The sequence below is a fragment of the Almyronema sp. genome (genome assembly GCF_052168255.1).
Classification (GTDB): domain Bacteria; phylum Cyanobacteriota; class Cyanobacteriia; order Phormidesmidales; family Phormidesmidaceae; genus Sphaerothrix; species Sphaerothrix epifaneia.
The window spans coordinates 1-17496 of record NZ_JBQLZL010000077.1 but is presented as its reverse complement, the minus strand read 5'-3'; the positions used below and the strand labels follow the sequence as shown (position 1 = coordinate 17496).

Annotated in this window: 15 protein-coding genes; 10 read left to right on the top strand and 5 right to left on the bottom strand. The window is 54.5% G+C overall.

Annotated features, from left to right (window positions below):
* Positions 1-2187 (bottom strand): alpha-mannosidase (locus ACTS3T_RS17670; RefSeq protein ID WP_462935302.1); only part of this gene is annotated, 2187 nt, incomplete at its 3' end.
* A gap of 136 nt (positions 2188-2323) precedes the next feature.
* Here ACTS3T_RS17670 and ACTS3T_RS17665 point away from each other — a divergent pair.
* The 4 genes from ACTS3T_RS17665 (at position 2324) to ACTS3T_RS17650 (ending at position 7288) form a co-directional block, all read left to right on the top strand.
* Positions 2324-3895 carry a hypothetical protein gene (locus ACTS3T_RS17665; RefSeq protein ID WP_462935301.1) on the top strand — a complete coding sequence of 524 codons (1572 nt, stop codon included), beginning with the start codon at positions 2324-2326 and terminating at the stop codon, positions 3893-3895.
* A gap of 162 nt (positions 3896-4057) precedes the next feature.
* A complete protein-coding gene (locus ACTS3T_RS17660; RefSeq protein ID WP_462935300.1) occupies positions 4058-4174 on the top strand; it encodes a photosystem II reaction center protein I in 117 nt (38 codons plus the stop codon).
* Between the two features lie 91 nt (positions 4175-4265).
* Complete coding sequence (locus tag ACTS3T_RS17655) at positions 4266-6608, top strand: DUF3769 domain-containing protein (protein ID WP_462935299.1); 2343 nt, start codon at positions 4266-4268, stop codon at positions 6606-6608.
* A gap of 86 nt (positions 6609-6694) precedes the next feature.
* A complete protein-coding gene (locus tag ACTS3T_RS17650) occupies positions 6695-7288 on the top strand; it encodes a hypothetical protein (protein WP_462935298.1) in 594 nt (197 codons plus the stop codon).
* Positions 7289-7303: 15 nt separating this feature from the next.
* Here the strand turns inward: ACTS3T_RS17650 and ACTS3T_RS17645 are convergent, their stop codons facing one another.
* The gene (locus tag ACTS3T_RS17645; protein WP_462935297.1) at positions 7304-7837 is read right to left on the bottom strand and encodes a phycobiliprotein lyase; all 534 of its coding nucleotides are present in this window, start codon (positions 7835-7837) and stop codon (positions 7304-7306) included.
* Between the two features lie 179 nt (positions 7838-8016).
* On the opposite strand from ACTS3T_RS17645, the gene hemE reads away from it, so the two are divergent.
* The 4 genes from hemE (at position 8017) to ACTS3T_RS17625 (ending at position 11901) form a co-directional block, all read left to right on the top strand.
* Entirely contained in the window at positions 8017-9081 is a 1065-nt protein-coding gene (gene hemE / locus ACTS3T_RS17640; protein WP_462935296.1) for a uroporphyrinogen decarboxylase, read from the top strand.
* 227 nt (positions 9082-9308) lie between these two features.
* Entirely contained in the window at positions 9309-10271 is a 963-nt protein-coding gene (locus ACTS3T_RS17635; protein WP_462935303.1) for an NAD-dependent epimerase/dehydratase family protein, read from the top strand.
* Between the two features lie 110 nt (positions 10272-10381).
* Positions 10382-11524 (top strand): Holliday junction branch migration DNA helicase RuvB, encoded by a 1143-nt coding sequence (ruvB, locus tag ACTS3T_RS17630; protein ID WP_462935295.1) that lies wholly within the window; start codon positions 10382-10384, stop codon positions 11522-11524.
* A 68-nt stretch (positions 11525-11592) separates the two neighbouring features.
* Positions 11593-11901, top strand: coding sequence for a DM13 domain-containing protein (locus ACTS3T_RS17625; protein ID WP_462935294.1), 309 nt, complete (start codon positions 11593-11595; stop codon positions 11899-11901).
* Here ACTS3T_RS17625 and cysS read toward each other — a convergent pair.
* Both cysS and ACTS3T_RS17615 read right to left on the bottom strand, forming a co-directional pair.
* Positions 11898-13379, bottom strand: a complete 1482-nt coding sequence (cysS, locus tag ACTS3T_RS17620; protein WP_462935293.1) for a cysteine--tRNA ligase — start codon at positions 13377-13379, stop codon at positions 11898-11900. The two genes, ACTS3T_RS17625 and cysS, sit on opposite strands and share 4 nt — an antisense overlap.
* A 159-nt stretch (positions 13380-13538) precedes the next feature.
* The gene (locus ACTS3T_RS17615) at positions 13539-13946 is read right to left on the bottom strand and encodes a hypothetical protein (protein WP_462935292.1); all 408 of its coding nucleotides are present in this window, start codon (positions 13944-13946) and stop codon (positions 13539-13541) included.
* Positions 13947-14177: 231 nt separating this feature from the next.
* On the opposite strand from ACTS3T_RS17615, the gene ACTS3T_RS17610 reads away from it, so the two are divergent.
* Positions 14178-16343, top strand: a complete 2166-nt coding sequence (locus ACTS3T_RS17610; RefSeq protein WP_462935291.1) for a pentapeptide repeat-containing protein — start codon at positions 14178-14180, stop codon at positions 16341-16343.
* Positions 16344-16358: 15 nt separating this feature from the next.
* On the top strand, positions 16359-16715 hold the full coding sequence (locus ACTS3T_RS17605) for a DUF565 domain-containing protein (RefSeq protein WP_462935290.1): 357 nt from the start codon (positions 16359-16361) through the stop codon (positions 16713-16715).
* Here the strand turns inward: ACTS3T_RS17605 and ACTS3T_RS17600 are convergent.
* Positions 16676-17401, bottom strand: a complete 726-nt coding sequence (locus ACTS3T_RS17600; protein WP_462935289.1) for a bifunctional 4-hydroxy-2-oxoglutarate aldolase/2-dehydro-3-deoxy-phosphogluconate aldolase — start codon at positions 17399-17401, stop codon at positions 16676-16678. The two genes, ACTS3T_RS17605 and ACTS3T_RS17600, sit on opposite strands and share 40 nt — an antisense overlap.
* Between the last annotated feature and the right edge of the window lie 95 nt (positions 17402-17496).

The following is a 17496-nucleotide window of genomic DNA, read 5'->3' as shown; positions in this document are numbered from 1 at the left end:
GGGAAGGGGGTGGCCTTGGGTGTCTAGAATTTGCCAGTGGGTTGCTGAGGGGGGCAGGGGGACTTCAACAATTTGGGAGCGAGTCCAGTTGAGGGGGTTGAAGACGAGCAGGGGCAGGGCTTGGGGATGCGGCGGCGAGGGAGGGCTGATCTGGTGGGCGATCGCGGCTAAAGATTGTTTCGCGATGGTTTGGGCGGTTTGTAAAGCGGCCTGCCAGTCTTGGTCGGCGTCTGCGTAGACGGCGGCGATCGCGGTTCCGGGCAAAATATCGTGAAATTGATTAAACAGCACCTGCTTCCAGGCTGTTTCTAAATCAGCCTTGGGATAGGGCGTATTGGCGACGAGAGAGGCGATCGCTGACCATAATTCCGCCTGATAGAGCCAGTCTTCACAGCGGCGATTGAACCATTTTTGCTCGGCGTGGGTAGTGTAGCAGCCGCGATGGAGTTCGAGGTAGAGTTCGTTGTTCCAGGTGGGGAGAGGGGAGGTGGGGTAGAGAGGGGGACGCGAGGTGGAGGGGATGGGGAGAGACGGAGAGGGGGGGTGAGGTTCTGAGGAATGGCGGGTGTTTTCTTGCCAGAGCCTTTTCTGGCTCGAATCTGAAGCGACCTCAGTTTTATCCTCTTGTGCCCGCGTCCCCCTCTCTCTCCTCCCCACATCCCCACATCCCCACCTCCCCACCTCTCCCCATCCCCTCTCCTCCGTGTCTTCACAAATCTCTGCCAAAAACTGCTCTACCGACGAAAATCGCAGGCTAGGGAAAAATGGCGAGGTTTGCCAGCGGCGAAATTTTTCTAGCATGTCGCGGGTGGGGCCGCCGCCGTGGTCGCCCATGCCGGGGAGCCAGAGGGAGTGGCTAAGGTGGGTTTGGCTTTGCCAGTGGCAGGCGTGTTCGGCCATTTTTAGGGGGTCGAGGTCGCTGCCGATGGGGGGGAGGTTGAGGCTGAGGAGGGAGGTGCCGTCGGGGGCTTGCCAGTTGAATAGCTCGTAGGGAAATTGGCTGGTGTCGTTCCAGCGGAGCTTTTGGGTGGCAAAGAGGCGAATGCCGCCCAGCTTGAACAGTTGGGGCAGTTGCCAGCAGAAGCCAAAGCTGTCGGGTAGCCAAGCGACACGGCTGAGGTGGCCAAATTTTTCCAGACAGTAGCGCTGAGCGTAAAGAATTTGACGGGCAATGGATTCGCCACTGATCAAATTAAATTCTGGCTCGACCCACAATCCGGCATCGATCGCCCAATGCCCTTCAGCCACCTGTTGCTGAATCTGCTGAAACAAGTCAGGTCGATGCTGCTCTAGCCAAGCAAATAAGGCGGGGCTGGAGTGGGTATAGGTGAGTTCGGGAAAGTCTGTTTGCAGGTTTAAGACGGATGCAAAGGTGCGCTGGGCAGCATCCCAGGTGTCGGCAATCGGCCAAAGCCAAGCCAGGTCTAAGTGGGCATGGCCGATGCAATGAATCTGTCGTTGTTTTAGCCAGGGGCTAAAGCATAGCAAGCGATCGCGCAGTTGAGCCAACGACTGCTGAAAGCGATCGCGCTGCTCTACCGCTTGCCAGTTAATTAGCTCAGTGGCTTCTGCTAGTAAGGCCAGCGAAGGGGGATCAAACTGACGCAGGTAGCTCTGTAAAACCGCCAATTCATCAGCGACAAAGCCCGGTTCGGGGCAGGCTTGGGCAGGGCTATGGGGCAGTTCATAAAATAGTTGCGATCGCACTAAAGCCCCCGGATCATGCCCCGGACTAACCAGCCGCAGAGCCACCTGAAATTGCTGGCCGGGTTGCGCGGCTGGGGTCAGGCAAAGCCGGGTAAAGCAATCAAACAAGTCGCCTTGCTGCACCCGTTCACCATCGACAAAAATATCGGCTTGCTCTGCCCACCAGGTCAGTCCAAGCCGCAGCGTTAGCCCCTCCAGCGGATAGCCATTCAGCGCTGCCGGAATGGTCAGCGTTTGACAAAGCCAGAGCACCTGCTGGCCTTGCTGCCAAGCGATGTGCTGGCGCTGGTTTAGAGGCGCGATCGCCCAGTTAGCCCAGCTTTCACATTGCGCCAGATCCGCGATATTCCCCTCTTGCTGAGATTGATGCCACTGAGCCTGAATGTCTTGCTGGCTGAGGTGGCGCAGGCGGTGCAGCGTTGCTGTAATTTGAGTTTCCAGGGCCGTATTACAATCCAATGGATTTCCGGAATGGGGCATGACTTTCGGTAAGATCGGGGCAGAAGTGTTTTGACGATTTTTTGAGGCTGAAAACCCTTAAAAAACACACTACAACCTCAGTTGCATCCGTCAATGGCAAACTGAAAGACTCATCGGTCACTTGAGCAGCGCTGACATGGCTTCCTCTTCCCGTCCTTATCAAAGCCGTTTGCTAAAGCATTTACTGCGGCAGTCGCGGCAGCTCAGCGATCGCTATCAGCAATCTTTGAGGCAGGCTAAGATTGCCGTGACCTGGGGGGTTCAGGTTGTTTTGTATCCTGTCTATGCCCTGTTTCAAACCAGTCGCGTTGCTAAGCGCCAGTTGGGTCAGCCGCAGGCCAGCCGTCCCAAGCGATCGCTTTTGGGGTTTTTATTTGGCCGCTCAGATCCGGCTGAAGTGGTTGAAGTTGCTGAAGTGCCTCAATTTCCGCAGTCGTCCGAACCTGTTTTGCAAGTGCTACAGATCTTTTCGCCGCCTAGCGATCGCCCTATCTTGCCGGAGGCCGCGAGGACAGATGGCACATTAGCCCCTACGGCACAGGTAGCGCTAACTTCGCTTCAGCAGACATGGCAGCTATCAAAACAAGACCATGCCACCTTGGGATCTCTGAAGGTGCAGGGCATTGCCTCTCAGCTAAGCGATCGCTGCCTGGTTTTGATCGCGCCTGACAATAGCGAACTCAATGTCCTAACAGCGTCACAGCAGCTAGCGCTGAAAAAATATATCAGTTGGGCGATCGCGCACTACTGGTATGCCTATCGTCAAGCTCAAGCTTTCGTTCAGGCACAAGCAGGAATTTTGCCGTTGCCACGGCGCAAAAGCCAAGCGCTACCGCCGATAGAATTATTTCGGCAACTGATGGGCTGGATGCAGACAGGCCCAGTAGCGATCGCCACAAACCTGTTTAAAGAATCTGAACTAGTCGCTGTTTTAGGTTTAAGACAGCGGGCTTTGCCCCAGTCGTCTGCTCGGTTGAGGTTGCCAGAAGCGGCAGCCTCTCTGCCCAAACTCATGCAGCCGACGCTGACGACCTACCATCAGCAGGTAATGCAGTTTTTGGCTAAGCTCCCCCAGCCTTCAAAGCTAGCCCAGGGGTTGCCGCCTTTGCCCGCTCCGTTAGCGCTGCCTGCGCCTGTCAGCCTGCCCCACTGGACAAACTACCGCCAACATCTGAAGCAGCTATTAGGGCGGTTTCAGCCACCCCAAAGCTCTCAGCCCGCGTTGCCGCCACCGTCAGCCGACCTAGCGCCAGCCAAACTGCCGCCTTTGCTCAGCTATCGGCAGCAGATCAGACAGGTTTTAGCCCAGTTGCGTTCACCCCAAGCCATCCAGGCGATGGAGCCAATCACGGCTCCTTTGCCACCACTGCCTGAATTTATCCGCTTCAAGCTGACTCAGTTTTGGGGCAAGCAGCCGTTCAACTCGTCTGCTTCGAGCCAACGGTCTGATGCGCTTGAGGCCGCCGCCGAAAAACGGATACCGCCGACCACCGTAAACGCCACTTTACCTCACAGCCCCAAGCAGGCTCAGATCATCCCCCAATCGACTGCCACCGCCACCGCTACCCCCGATTGGATTGAAACCACCGCCACGGTGATTGAGTATATTGAGCATCCCTTAGAAAAACTGCTGCGTTGGCTTGACCAGGGCTTACTCTGGTTAGAAAACTGGTTTGCCAGACTGCGCGATCGCTGGCACAATCCCTAACCCCCCAGCCGCCACGGCACTGCTTCAGCCAGTAGCTCGACGCTGGAACCGATCCCGCCTAGAGGCGTCAATCAACTCACCGGATCAAAATCTGCCAAAAAGGCAAGTATCATTTGGGGATATGATAGCCATAGTAGAAATTCCGTATTCGGAGAGCGCTCCATGCTGACCCTCAAAATTATTGTTTACCTGGTTGTGGCCTTTTTTGTTGGTTTGTTTATCTTTGGCTTCCTCAGTGGAGATCCCTCCCGTAACCCCGGTCGTCAAGACTTTGAATAAAGTTTTGCTTTAAGCCTTTTTTTAAGATTAGCAACCCAACGAAAGTAGCCCGCCTCGTCGGGCTATCTTTTTGAGATTTTTTAGATTCGGCATGCCCTATCCGGTTGTTCCACCCACTCCGCCTCCTCCTATTATTGATGTTGCAACGGCCCCGGTAGTTCAGCCGCCCTCTTTGGCTTTTGCTGAAGTCACTGCGAACTCAGCAGCCACCGTTCAACTGAGTTCGCCAACACCCGCTTCTCAGCCGCTAGCGCATCAATCCATTCCAGTCGATCGACCTGACTGGGTAGGGGTTGCCAATCGGGTAGGCGAGTCTGACATACAACCTCAGCGGGCGATCGCCGCCGTTAGCTTACCTAAAGCCGCCGTTAAGCCTGCCGCCGCAACGACGGTCTCTCCTCAGTTGAGTCAGGGTTTGGTGTCGCCTCCCATTCCTCTACCGCCTGCCGCTCCTTCTGCCACACGCGAAGTTTGGAAAGAGGGTTCCGTCAGCAGCAGCGTCCCTGACGCTCCGCCGCCGCCTGCGCCGACTAGTCCCCCTGCCGAACCGCCAGAACCAGACACGGAGGTGCCCGCCACCGATCTCCCCGAAACCACCCCAGAATCAGCCGCCGTTCCCATTCAAATCAGAGCCAATCAGCAAGACTACGATCAGCTACGTCAGATCGTTTCTGCCGCTGGCAACGTTGTGCTGACGCTCCCGGATGCCGTGTTAGATGCCGATCGCTTGTGGGTTAATTTGCGCAATCGAATTACGGTGGCTGAGGGCAATGTTGCCCTGGTTCGCGGCGATCAAATCATCCGGGGAGAGCGGGCTGAGTACAATTTTTTACAAGCTGCGGGTACGGTCTTTGATGCTTCCGGCATTTTGTTTCTGCCGACGATTGAGGCGGATCTATCGACCGAAACCGACAACGATGTGCTAGCGCAGACGACGGTGCCGCTCAGCGCTCGTGCCACCAGCTATCAGCCCGTCGGCCAAGTGACTAATCCTAGCAATTTACAGTTTGGCACCGAAGGCGACAACCAGGTTTCGGCGTCTGCTTTGCGGCGGCTGCGCTTTGAAACGGGGCAAATTGACGTTAACGCTGAGGGTTGGCTTGCTCAAGACATTCGCTTAACTAACGATCCGTTTTCGCCCCCTGAGCTAGAGTTTCGGGCTAACTCTGCTCGACTCTCGCGCATTTCAGAATTTCAAGATGAGCTGGTTTTTGAAAATGGCCGCGTCGTTTTTGACCAAGGCTTTTCGCTACCGCTGCCGCGATCGCGCTTTGTGATTAACCGGGGCCAAGTGCAGAGCGATCAGTTTAGCTTGCTACCCACCGATATCGGCATTGACAATCGCGATCGCGACGGCATCTTTTTCGGACTCGACCTACCCCTGATTGATTCCGAGACGACCCGGCTAGAAGTCACACCTGAGTTTTATTTGGGGCGTTTTTTAGACAATTCGGAGATCGGTTCTCTAGAAAATTTTGGCGTCGTCACCAACTTTTCTCGGCAGTTGGGGGCTAACACCAACCTCAGAGCGGTTGCCAGCGTTCCGGGCTTAGATCTAGAAAATATTAGCGATCGCCTGCGGGCTAGCACTCGCATTCAGCACACGCTCGGCAGCCATACCCTAGCCTTAGAAGCTAGCTACCGTAACCGCCTGTTCAACGGTTCCTTGGGCTTTCAAAACGTCCAAAGCTCTGTAGGAGCCGTGCTGACGTCGCCCGTTTTTACCTTAGGAGATACCGGCATTAACCTGAGCTACCAGTTGGGGGCGCAATACGTTACCGCCAACACCGACTTAGCTCGGTTTTTAGATCCCGGCGACGATCGCCGACTGATTAGCCTGGGTCGTTTTCAGGCGGGCGTTTTCCTCAGCAGAGGATTTTTGCTTTGGGAAGGCGAACCTTTACCCGCCACACCAGACGCTGGTCTGCGATATACGCCTGTACCTGTGGTGCCTTATGTTCAGCTTGTGACGGGGATTCGGGGTGTCGGCACCTACTATACCGATGGTTCGCTGCAAGAAACCCTAGCTGGCACCATTGGCCTAGATATGCAGTTTGGTCATTTCTCCCGCCCTTACTTAGACTACACCCGGATTAATCTGTCCTATTCGGAGAACTTTTTTAGCGGCGATCAGTCTCCTTTTTTGTTTGACCGCGATGCCGATCAGCAGCGGCTTTCATTTGGCATTATTCAACAAATCTATGGCCCTTTTCGGGCAGGCGTTCAAACTAGCTACAATTTAGACAACGGTCAGCCAATCAATCTAGACTTTATTCTGGAGTACAGCCGCCGTACCTATGGCATTATCTTGCGATACAACTCCACTCAAAACAGCGGATTCGTTGGCTTTCGGTTAAGTAATTTTGACTACACCGGGGATCCGGGGCCTTTAGGTGGCGGGGCCAGACGAGTAGAAGGAGGCGTTATTCAATAGCGTCTTGCCGCCTCAAGAGAAGCCAATGCTTCACCCGCTGTTGTCCGCGTTACACTTCCAGGTAAGCCCTTACGCGAGTGCCAATCATGTCGTTAATAGATGCTCACGCGGATCAGGCAGCAGCACTTTTAGACTATTACAGCTTTGATCTCATGGGGTATTCTGCCACCCAGTGGGTACAGTCTTGGCAGCAAGTAGTAGCTACCGATTGGATTCGCGCTGCCGTGGTTGAAGCCCTGCATCAGGGACGCTACAAAGCGGTTTCGGTTGAGCAGCTTTTGCGAGCTTGGCAGCGGCGTCAGGAGCCGCTACGACATTTCAGCCACGAATTTGAACGCATGATTTGTAGTCCGTTTGACCAGCGGTTGACCTACGGCTATCAGCCCTCTACGTCGTGTTCTGAGTCGGTTGAAGCCGCCACTGCCACAGCCCCCCCTGCAGCGGCCAAAGCCGCCCCCCAGATGGCTCAAAATTTTGAGTTGCCCGCGCGATCGCCACTGACGATCGGTTCGCATCATTTCGGCCAAACAACCCGGCAACCCCAGCAAACCCTGCAAGAGTCACGCCTCGCTGTGGCTAAACTAGGGACATCGCCTCCCCCAATTGTTCAATTTGTCCCCATAGACGAAGATTCTGAGTTCTATACCAAGCTCAGAGCAGTCGCCCATCAAACCAATTAAACCTGGCCTTACAAGTTAGGTTTCAGCCGGGGGACGGGTCACCCCACGGCGAATCTCAGAGCAAAAAGAGGCCATGCTAAAGCCATCTGCAGTTTCTATCAGGCTGGTGCGCATGCGGAGATTGGGGTTGGCAAACCATAGCCGTTCTTCAACCTTAATTGACTGATCGGCAGTCACAATCGACAAAACCTCATCTGCCAGCGTATAGCGTCCGGCAACCGCCGTCTTAAAGTCAGCCGCTTGCTGCCGCAGCAACTGCCCGCTGCCGTGTTCATCCGGTTTGAGCAGCACCAAAAAGGTCGTGTGGGTTTGGCGGCGCGTTTCGCCCACCAACTGGCTATCTTGAGTAATTCGCATCCCCAACAAAGCCTGCTGAGGATCAGCCGCAAGCTGTTGGCAAAGCTCTGTAACGGCAGCATCTTCGGCCTTGACTAGCTCCATCGTTAGATCTGACTGTCCGGCTTGAGACGTTTGCGTGGAGACGTAGTGAGTTGTTCGCTGCGAAAACCAGCTACCTTCCAGTTTTTCAAAAAAATTCACAATCTCCATAACAGACGTCCAGCTTACGACTATAGAGCTTACGTTTCCTCATTCTAAGCCTATTGCTGAACCCTACGGTCAAACTCCAATGACCGCCCCAGCAACTGATCGATTGATAGGCAAGAATCACACAATGGTAAGCTAGCGAATGCCCTTTAAAAAGTTCGCTTAGTTTCGGTGGCGTTTCAATGACAGGCTTAGAACAGGTTCCTTATTTGCTTAGGGCCGCGCGGGGAGAACAGTTATCGCGACCGCCGGTTTGGATGATGCGGCAAGCGGGCCGCTACATGAAGGTTTATCGCGATTTGCGCGATCAATACCCTTCGTTTAGAGAACGATCTGAAAATCCAGATCTGGCGATTGAGATTTCCTTGCAGCCCTGGCGAGCGTTTAAGCCTGATGGCGTAATTTTGTTTTCTGACATCTTGACGCCCCTGCCCGGTATGGGTATTCCCTTTGACATTGTGGAAAGCAAAGGGCCAATGATCATGCCGCCCATTCGCACCCAAGCGCAAATTGACCAGGTGCATGATCTTGACCCGGAAACCGCTTTGCCGTTTATCCGCACTATTTTGCAAACGCTGCGGCAAGAAGTGGGCAACCAAGCGGCGGTACTCGGCTTTGTCGGTTCTCCGTGGACGCTAGCGGCTTACGCGATTGAGGGCAAAAGCTCTAAAAACTATGCCGTTATCAAAGGCATGGCTTTTTCGGAGCCAGAGATGCTGCACCAGCTTTTGAGCAAGATTGCCGACAACATTGCCGTCTATGTGCGCTATCAAATTGACTGCGGTGCCCAGGTGATTCAGCTATTTGATTCATGGGCCGGACAGCTCAGCCCCGAAGACTATAAGACGTTTGCGCTGCCTTATCAGCAGCAGATTGTGCGTCAGGTAAAAGCAACTCATCCGGAAACGCCTTTGATTCTCTACATCAGCGGTAGTGCTGGGGTGCTAGAGCTAATGGCTGAGTCTGGGGTAGATATTGTTAGCGTTGACTGGACGGTTGATATGGCCGATGCTCGACGGCGCTTAGGCCCAGAGATGGCGGTGCAAGGCAACGTTGATCCGGGTGTTTTGTTTGGGTCTAAGGCGTTTATTCGCGATCGCATTTTTGACACAATTCGCAAAGCGGGCGATCGCGGCCATATTCTCAACCTGGGGCATGGCATTTTGCCAGGAACGCCAGAAGAAAATGCGGCTTACTTCTTTGAAACGGCTAAGCAGGTCGATCAGCTCATGGCCGCCCACGCCTAGATCCATCTCAACTTGTGAGTGAGGGGAGTTACGGAGACGGTTCTGGTTTTTGATGACATAACCGCTTCAGTAAGCGTCTCTTTGTAACAGAAGTTTGCTGAGTTTAGGGTAAGCTGGTCGTTAGCTTAGTTGCGCCAAGCAGATCTAAGCTGTTCGACTGCCTATGTACCTGTAGCGTTCTCGTGCCAACTGCTTCTCCGTCTCCTGACGCTCACGCTGAGCTTTCGATAGAGTTATCACCGCGATCGCCTAAGCGAATCTTCATTACCGGGGCTAGTGGCTGTATTGGTCACTACATTGTAGAAACCCTAATCCGCGAAACTGCCCATGAGCTGTTTCTGCTGCTGCGCGATCCGAAAAAACTTCTGCTCAATGTGCAAAACTACCCCCAGGTTCACATTGTAGAAGGCGATCTCAAAGACATTGATGACTTTGCTGATTTACTGGGCACGATGGATGGGGCAATTTTGACCGCAGCCGCCTGGGGCGATCCAGACGTTACCTATGCGGTCAACGTGACTCAAACCCTACAGCTGCTGGCGCTATTAGATCCCGATCGCTGTCAGCAGGTAATTTATTTTTCAACCGCCAGCATTCTCGACCAACACAATCAGCCCTTCCAAGAAGCCGCTGAAATCGGCACTGATTATATTCGCACTAAGTACCTCTGCCACGAAAAGCTCAGTCAGTTGGCGATCGCCCCTCAAATTACCACGGTTTTTCCCACCCTGGTTTTCGGTGGCGACAAAGACAAGCCAGCTTCTCACATCTCTGGCGGGCTGGCTGAAGTCGCTAAATGGATGAAGCTAATTCGCTTTTTTAAGGCGGATGGTAGCTTTCACTTCATCCACGCCGAAGACATTGCCAGAGTTGTCCATCATCTAGTTGAGCATCCGCCGCAACCGGGCGAACCCAGAGAATTGGTGTTGGGCAACCCGGCGATTACGGCCAATCAGGCGGTTGAAGAAACCTGCCAGTATCTTAATCAGCACATTTGTTTTCGGTTGCCGTTGTCTTTGAGCCTTGCCAACGTTTTGATCTCTGTGTTTCGTATTCGCATGGCCGAGTGGGATCGCTTTTGTCTACGCTATCGCCACTTCGTTTACCAAGACCCGGTCAATCCCGCCACGCTAGGGTTAGAACCTTACTGCCCTACCCTGACTGATTTACTCGAAGTCAGCGGACTCTAAAACAACTTTGGGTCAACTTTTGCTGAGTTGGGGGCGTTGAGGTTGCAAGATCGCTCACTTATGAGTACATTTGCCCTATAGTCACCCTTGTAGCAGCGCTGCCTGAACCTATGGCAATTATTTCTTCTAAGCAGCCAGATGCTGACTTGCCCTCGTCTGCCGAGCCTGCCTCAGCTCAGACAAAGCCGCTCAAGGCGCGATCGCCTCAAGCCAGCGCTGCGGTAGATTTGTCAGCCGAGCGCATCAGCACCGAAACCCACCGCCAAGAAGAAAGTCTGCGCCCTCAGCAGCTAGCTGATTACATTGGTCAAAAAGCGCTCAAGGAAGTGCTAAGTATTGCGATTAAAGCAGCTCAGTCGCGGCAAGAACCCCTCGATCACCTGTTGCTGTATGGCCCGCCCGGTTTGGGCAAAACAACTATGGCTCTCATCCTCGCCCAGGAAATGGGCGTTAGTTGCAAAATCACCACGGCTCCAGCGCTGGAGCGCCCTCGCGATATTGTGGGGCTGCTGGTTAACCTCCGACCGGGTGATGTGTTGTTTATTGATGAAATTCACCGTTTGCCCCGCGTCACCGAAGAAATTTTGTATCCAGCGATGGAAGATGCTCGCTTAGACATCACCATTGGCAAGGGTCAAAGTGCGCGAACGCGCAGCATTCCGCTACAGCCCTTTACGCTAGTGGGGGCAACGACGCGCGTGGGGGCGCTGACTTCACCGCTGCGCGATCGCTTTGGCTTGGTGCAACGCTTGCGATTTTATGAAATTGATGAACTGAGCGAAATTGTGCTGCGTACGGCCAAGGTGCTAGCCACTGAAATTGGTGAGTGCGGGGCAAAAGAAATTGCGCGGCGATCGCGCGGAACCCCTCGTATCGCTAACCGCTTGCTCAAGCGAGTACGAGACTACGTTCAGGTGAAAGCCTCTGGGACAATTACAGAAAGCATTGCCGCCGAAGCGCTACAGCTTTTTAACGTTGATCCTTGCGGGCTAGACTGGACAGATCGCCGTCTGCTGAGTGTGATGATTGAAAATTTCAACGGTGGCCCCGTCGGGTTAGATACCATGGCCGCAGCAACGGGTGAAGATGCCCAAACCATTGAAGAGGTCTACGAACCGTACCTGATGCAAATTGGCTATCTGCAACGAACCCCACGCGGTCGCGTGGTCACTCCAGCCGCCTGTCGGCATTTGGGGTATGAAGGGTCATCGGGCGGTTGGGCCATCGGCGAACAGCAGCTAACGCTGATGTAGCCCCAAAACTGGGCGACCTGAACCGTTAGGCAGTACCCTAAGAACTGGCGATTTAGAGATGGCAACCCATGGGCGCACTTTCAGGCACTGATCAGTACACCACTAGCGGCAATGTTGGCGCTGCTATTTTGGGGGGAGGGGCGGCGACGCTGGCCTTCAAAGATTTTCACACCGATGCTCCAGCAGACACCTTACAGGCTTATCTGACGATTCGCGGCAACTTTTCTAAGCGGGTGATTGAGTTGGGCGAACTGCCTCAAAACAGCGGTTCGTTTGAGCTAACTCTGCCGGCAGGAACCGATATTAGCCTGCACAATACAGTGGTAATTCGGCCTAAAGACTCCGAAGAAACCATCGGCACAGCTACCATTCCCTAACGGTGCCAGTCTGTCAGACCACCGGGTTTGTCGATCAAGGTGATGCCCTGGGCTTGCAGTTCGTCGCGAATGCGATCGCTTTCGGCAAAGTTTTTGGCTTGGCGAGCGGCCTGACGTTGGGCAATTTTTGCTTCAATCTCAGCCTCGCTCAAACCCTCTGAACCTGCCGCAGCCACTTCTGGCTGAGCCTGCAAACCTAAAACCTGGGCTAACACTACCAGGGTTTGCCAGTGCTGGCGCAGCGTTTCAGCGTCGGTGTCGGCTTGGCCTTGATGGGTAATTAAGTTACCCTGGCGGCGCAGTTCCTTGGCTAAGTCAAACAACACGGCCACCGCCCCAGGCGTGTTAAAGTCATCGTCCATTGAAGTTTGAAACTGCTGTGCAGCCGCACTGTCTGCCGCAATGCGCATGGCCGCCGGGTCGCCAAAGGCGGTCTGCGTAGTGTCGGCCCAGCCCAGTTGAGCGCCATATTCGTAGCCAAACAGCAAGCCGTCTTTAAGCGTATGCCAGCTATTTTTAGCTGAAGCGATCGCCTCAGCGGTAAAATCTACGGGCTTACGATACTGAGCCTGCAAAACAAATAGCCGCAGTGCCATTGGGTCGGGGCCAGCAGGCGCATCTAAAAGCTGGCGGATGGTGGTAAAGTTCCCCAGCGACTTAGACATTTTTTCACCGCCCACGTTAACCATGCCATTGTGCATCCAATAGTGGGCTAGCGGTTTACCCGTTGCCGCTTCCGACTGGGCAATTTCATTTTCGTGGTGGGGAAATACCAAATCGGCTCCCCCCACATGGATATCAATGGTGTCACCCAGTCGTGCCTGCACCATAGCCGAGCATTCAATATGCCACCCCGGTCGCCCTGGCCCCCAGGGAGAATCCCAAGCGGGTTCACCTTCCTTAGCAGCTTTCCAGAGGGCAAAGTCAAAGGGATCTTTTTTCTTACTCGCTTCCGCATCAGCGCCGACGCGGCCACTGGCTCCGGCTTGCATGTCGTCTAGTTTGCGGCCTGAAAGCTTACCATAGTCGGCAAAGTGACGAACGCTGTAGTAGACATCTCCATCGGCAGCGTAGGCAAAGTGTTTTTGCTCAAGTTCGTGAATTAGCCGCTGAATGCCGTCAATGGTGTGGGTGGCGTAGGTATACTCATCGGCTTCTAAAATATTGAGACGAGCCATGTCTTCAAAGTAGGCAGCCGTAAAGCGCTGAGCCACGGCTGCCATTGATGAGTTTTCTTGGCGGGCTTTGTTGAGAATTTTGTCGTCGATGTCGGTAAAGTTTTGCACATAGTGGACGCTATAGCCGCTCCACTGTAAATAACGCCGTACGGTATCCCAAACGATATAAGAGCGGGCATGTCCCAAATGGCAGTAGTCATAAACAGTGACACCACAGCAATACATCCGCACTTGGCCGGGTTCGATCGGGGTAAATGGTTCTTTGCGGCGCGTCAAGCTGTTGTAGATCGCTAAGGACATGGATTTGCAAATGGCTGGACAGGGCTAGACAGCAGATAGGGGCGACTCACCGACGCGAATCGCCCCTACCATTGTTGCAAATCATGGGAATGGTGAACGGTTTTTGCTCAGCTTCAGCAGGAGGATTTGCCCATCACCCTACGGCTCTAACCCTGATGGCTAGTTTTGCTGAATCGAAACGGTATGCACCTGGCTGTTGCCAGCGCGATCGCCGACATAAATAGTATAGGTGCCCTGATTGAGCGCACCGGGGGCTTCGACGACACCCTGAGTATTAGGTCGCTTGCACTCACGGAAGTTGCTAGGCCCAGTAATATAAAGCGTTGTATCCGCTGTAGGGTTTTCTACCCGAATGGTGACAGAAGCAAACGGTTCGGTCACGCTGAGCTGTAGCGCTTCGTTGCCAAAATTACCGCAGCCTGACTGAGAACCACCGGAAGTCAAATTTACTGTGCTAGTCGATTGAAGCGGAGTTTGCACCACTGTTTGGCTAAAGGCTGCACCCGTCAATGCCACGAAGGCCGCAACGGTAGCGGGAACGATGACCCAAGGTTGAAAGCGTTTCATAATCTGCTCCCACTTTTAAGGACTACTGAAAAGTGTTGGTGTTTTTCACTACGCTTTTATGGTAGCGACGCTACGGTTGAAGAAAAGGGCTGTCTGTGACAGTTCCCAGAGCGGTTTTTTAAAGCAGCGAAATTCCAAATTTTGCTGAGAATATGCTCAGAGTCTCAGCCAGAGTGCTAAAACAAAGGCATTCTTAACTTAGCATTGCCGCTCACAATTCAGGGGAAGGGCATGGTACGGTCAGCCAAAGCGCACACAGCCGCAGTCGAAGTTGCTCCCGCCAAACACCGGATGCCGAACCGGGCTGCCTCTTTTAGGTTACGGCGCTGGCTGGCCTGGAGTCTAGAAACGGCTTTTATTATAGGGGGAGCCTGGGGGCCACTGGCGGCTAGCCAACTCATTCCGCCTGCCCCGGCTGAAGCAGAGGCGATCGCCCCGCCTTTTAGCCATTTGCAGACTGCGGGGCGCTGGCTGCTAGCTCAACCCAAAATCACGGCGGCTGAACCAATGCCTATTGCCAAGCTGCTGCTGGCAGCGCTGGCGGTGGTAGGGCCATTGGCGATCGCCAGTATTCAAATCTATCAGCTCAGCCGGACGGGTCAAACCTGGCCTAAGCGCTGGCTCAATTTGCAGGTGGTCACCCTTAGAGGACAGTTACCAAGCTGGCAGCAGGCAGCACAGCGAGAACTGCTGGGACGTTGGGGAACGGCCTTTTTGGTTGCTTATGGCCTTTGGCGCTGGAGTGGCTTGTTTCCTAACCTGCGCTACCTGCTAGGGCTGACGGTAGGCGTTTTGCTGGTTGAAGGCGGCTACGGCTGCTGGCGGGGCAGACAGCGAACCTGGCACGACCTGCTAGCAGGTACTCAGGTGATCGATCGCCGTACCTTAGCCCCGGCGCTGCCGCTGGCTGGCCGGCCACCTCGCCTCTACGGCCAAGAGGATCCAACCGCCTATAGCCTAGTCCGGCAAGAAGAGAGCGGTCTGACTTCGGTTGTGTTTACACCACCGCTGACGCCGCCGATAGAACTGGTAGAGCATATCCGGCGATCGCCGCTGATAACTTTAAGCGTTTTGTCGTTGGGGGGGCTAGTTTTGCTGGTGAGTGTGGCCATTGGTAGCCAAACCCCCTGGCAAATGGGGACAGCCAGCCGCTTAGCAGTCGATGACCCGCTGTTTAATACGCTGGTTGAAACCTTAAGCACGTTGCCCAGCGATCGCCTGGTGCAGCGCCGGACGACAATTTTGGCGTTAGCCAACAGTCAGGATAGCCGCCGCTTGCCTTTTTTGGCCGATTTGCTGGTGGAGTCTACCGATACGGCTATAGTTGACACCATTCAGCAAGGACTCGTTTCCATTGGCCCAGCCGCTTTGCCCTATTTGCATCGGCTCAACCGCTCTCTAGACAATGATTTAGCTGCCCTCAGCGATGGCGACCAGCAAGCGATCGCGGCTCAAAAGCAGCAGGCCGTCAAACGAGCGATCGCCAAAATTTTGGTACTCTACAGCGGTGAACTCAACCAAATTGACCTCAGCCAGGTCAACTTAGCGCAAGTTCAGACCGGGGCAGGTAGCTTTCAACTTGTTTTGATTCGCACCCAGCTAGCGGGTAGCCAGTGGCAGGGCGCTCACTTAAACGGGGCGCGTTTACGCTCCAGCCGTTTTTTTGCAGCAGGCCGCGATCGCCAACCGGGCACCTATGACGACTGGATCACCGACTTAAGCGGCGCAGACCTGACGGCTGCCGATTTAACAGCAGCAGACTTGCGCTGGAGCCAACTCCAGCAGACCAGTCTCCGCCGAGCCAGCTTGCCAGGGGCGCAGCTCGACCAGGCCAATTTGACGCAAGCTAACCTGAGCAACGCCCAGCTAATTGGAGCCAGCCTGAAACAAGCCACCCTCAACCAAGCAAGTCTGACCGGGGCTGACCTTACAGCAGCCAATTTGCAGGGGGCAAAGCTCAGAGACGCTCAACTACAACAGGTGCAGGCCGCAGGCGCGAAGTTGAGCAGAACCGACTTGGCTCGTTCGGGCTGGCAAGGGGCTAATCTAGCAGAAGCCGATCTGCAACGGGCTAAGCTGGCCTGGAGCAACCTTTCTGAAGCCAACCTAGCAGGGGCTGACCTGACCAACGCCGACCTGCAAAACGCCAACCTGCAAGGGGCTAACCTAGTAGGCGCGCAGTTGAGCGCCGCCAATCTAGCGGGGGCTAACTTAGCGGGGGCAACGCTAACGGTTGCGGCCACACCCCAGGCAGATGGATTTATCAATCAGCTACCGACGGATGGGGCTGAAGGGTCTCAACTAGCAGGCGTAGATTTTAGTCAGGCTCAAAATTTAAGCCGTGAGCAGCTAATCTTTATTTGTACCCAAGGGGGGCTGCATCCGGCCTGTCGTTGACGCTGAGGGAGCGCTATGCAAAATACGCGGCTGAGTACGCTTTTTAGCAGCACGCTGAATCGTTTTTTGCTGTGGGTAGGTAACCCCTGGCGGCGGCTGTCGTTAGAAATTATTAGCTTGCTATTTGGCAACTTTTTTGCGGTAGCGGTTTCAGCGACGGCTGGCCAAACAGCAGATTTAGACGTTCTCATTTCCGCCTTGCTGATTGGCTTCGTAGAGCTAGTCAGCCGTTTTCACTACCGCAAGCCCAGCCGCGATCGCAGTGATAATCAGCGCGGCAGCGCCAGCAGCGTTTTTGGTTCTTTAATCAATGCCTTTAAAATTGGCCTAACCTATGGGCTATTTGTCGAAGCCTTTAAGCTAGGGAGCTGAGGGCGAACGACTGCTAATGCCTCTACGAGTTCGGCGGCGCGGCGGCTAATGGCTGACCAGTTGGCCTGCTGAAGGTCTACTTTGGGAAACAAATCGCTGGCAATCCCCACCGCGATCGCCCCGGCTTGGAGCAGCGCCACCGCATCTTGACAGCGCACCCCCCCGGTAGGAATTAGCGGAATATGGCTTAAAGGCCCCTGTAAACTGCGCAGGTAACTCGCCCCCCCCATAGCCATCACCGGAAAAACCTTAACGCTGGCAGCCCCCGCTTGCCAAGCTAGCACGATTTCGCTAGGGGTCAGGGCTCCTGGAATAAACGGCAGCGATCGCTCCAGCGCCGCTTGCACCAAAGCCGGATGGGTATGGGGCGAAAAACAAAACTGCGCCCCCGCCTGTTGAGCTTGCTGCAAGTGTTCTAGGGTGAGTAAGGTGCCTGCTCCAATGTGGCAGTGGGGCAAATCTAGCCGCAGTTGGGTTACCAGTTGAGCCGCTTGCGGACTGTTCCAGGTGACTTCCAGGCAGGTGAGACCGCCCGCTGCTGCGGCTTGAGCCATTTTGCGCCCCACTTCCAGCGAAGGTGCCCGCATGACTGCGATCGCCTGAGTTTGTTGTAAATAGGCCAGCCATTGACTGCGTTGAGCCACCAACGGCGACGACAGACTGTAAAAGCTTGATAGATCCGGCATGGGGCAGCTAACGTTCAGCGCTCAGGTATGTTTGCAGCGTCGATACCTTGAATACTGAGTATACAAGCTGAAGCGAATAGCTGGCTCAGCCCCCT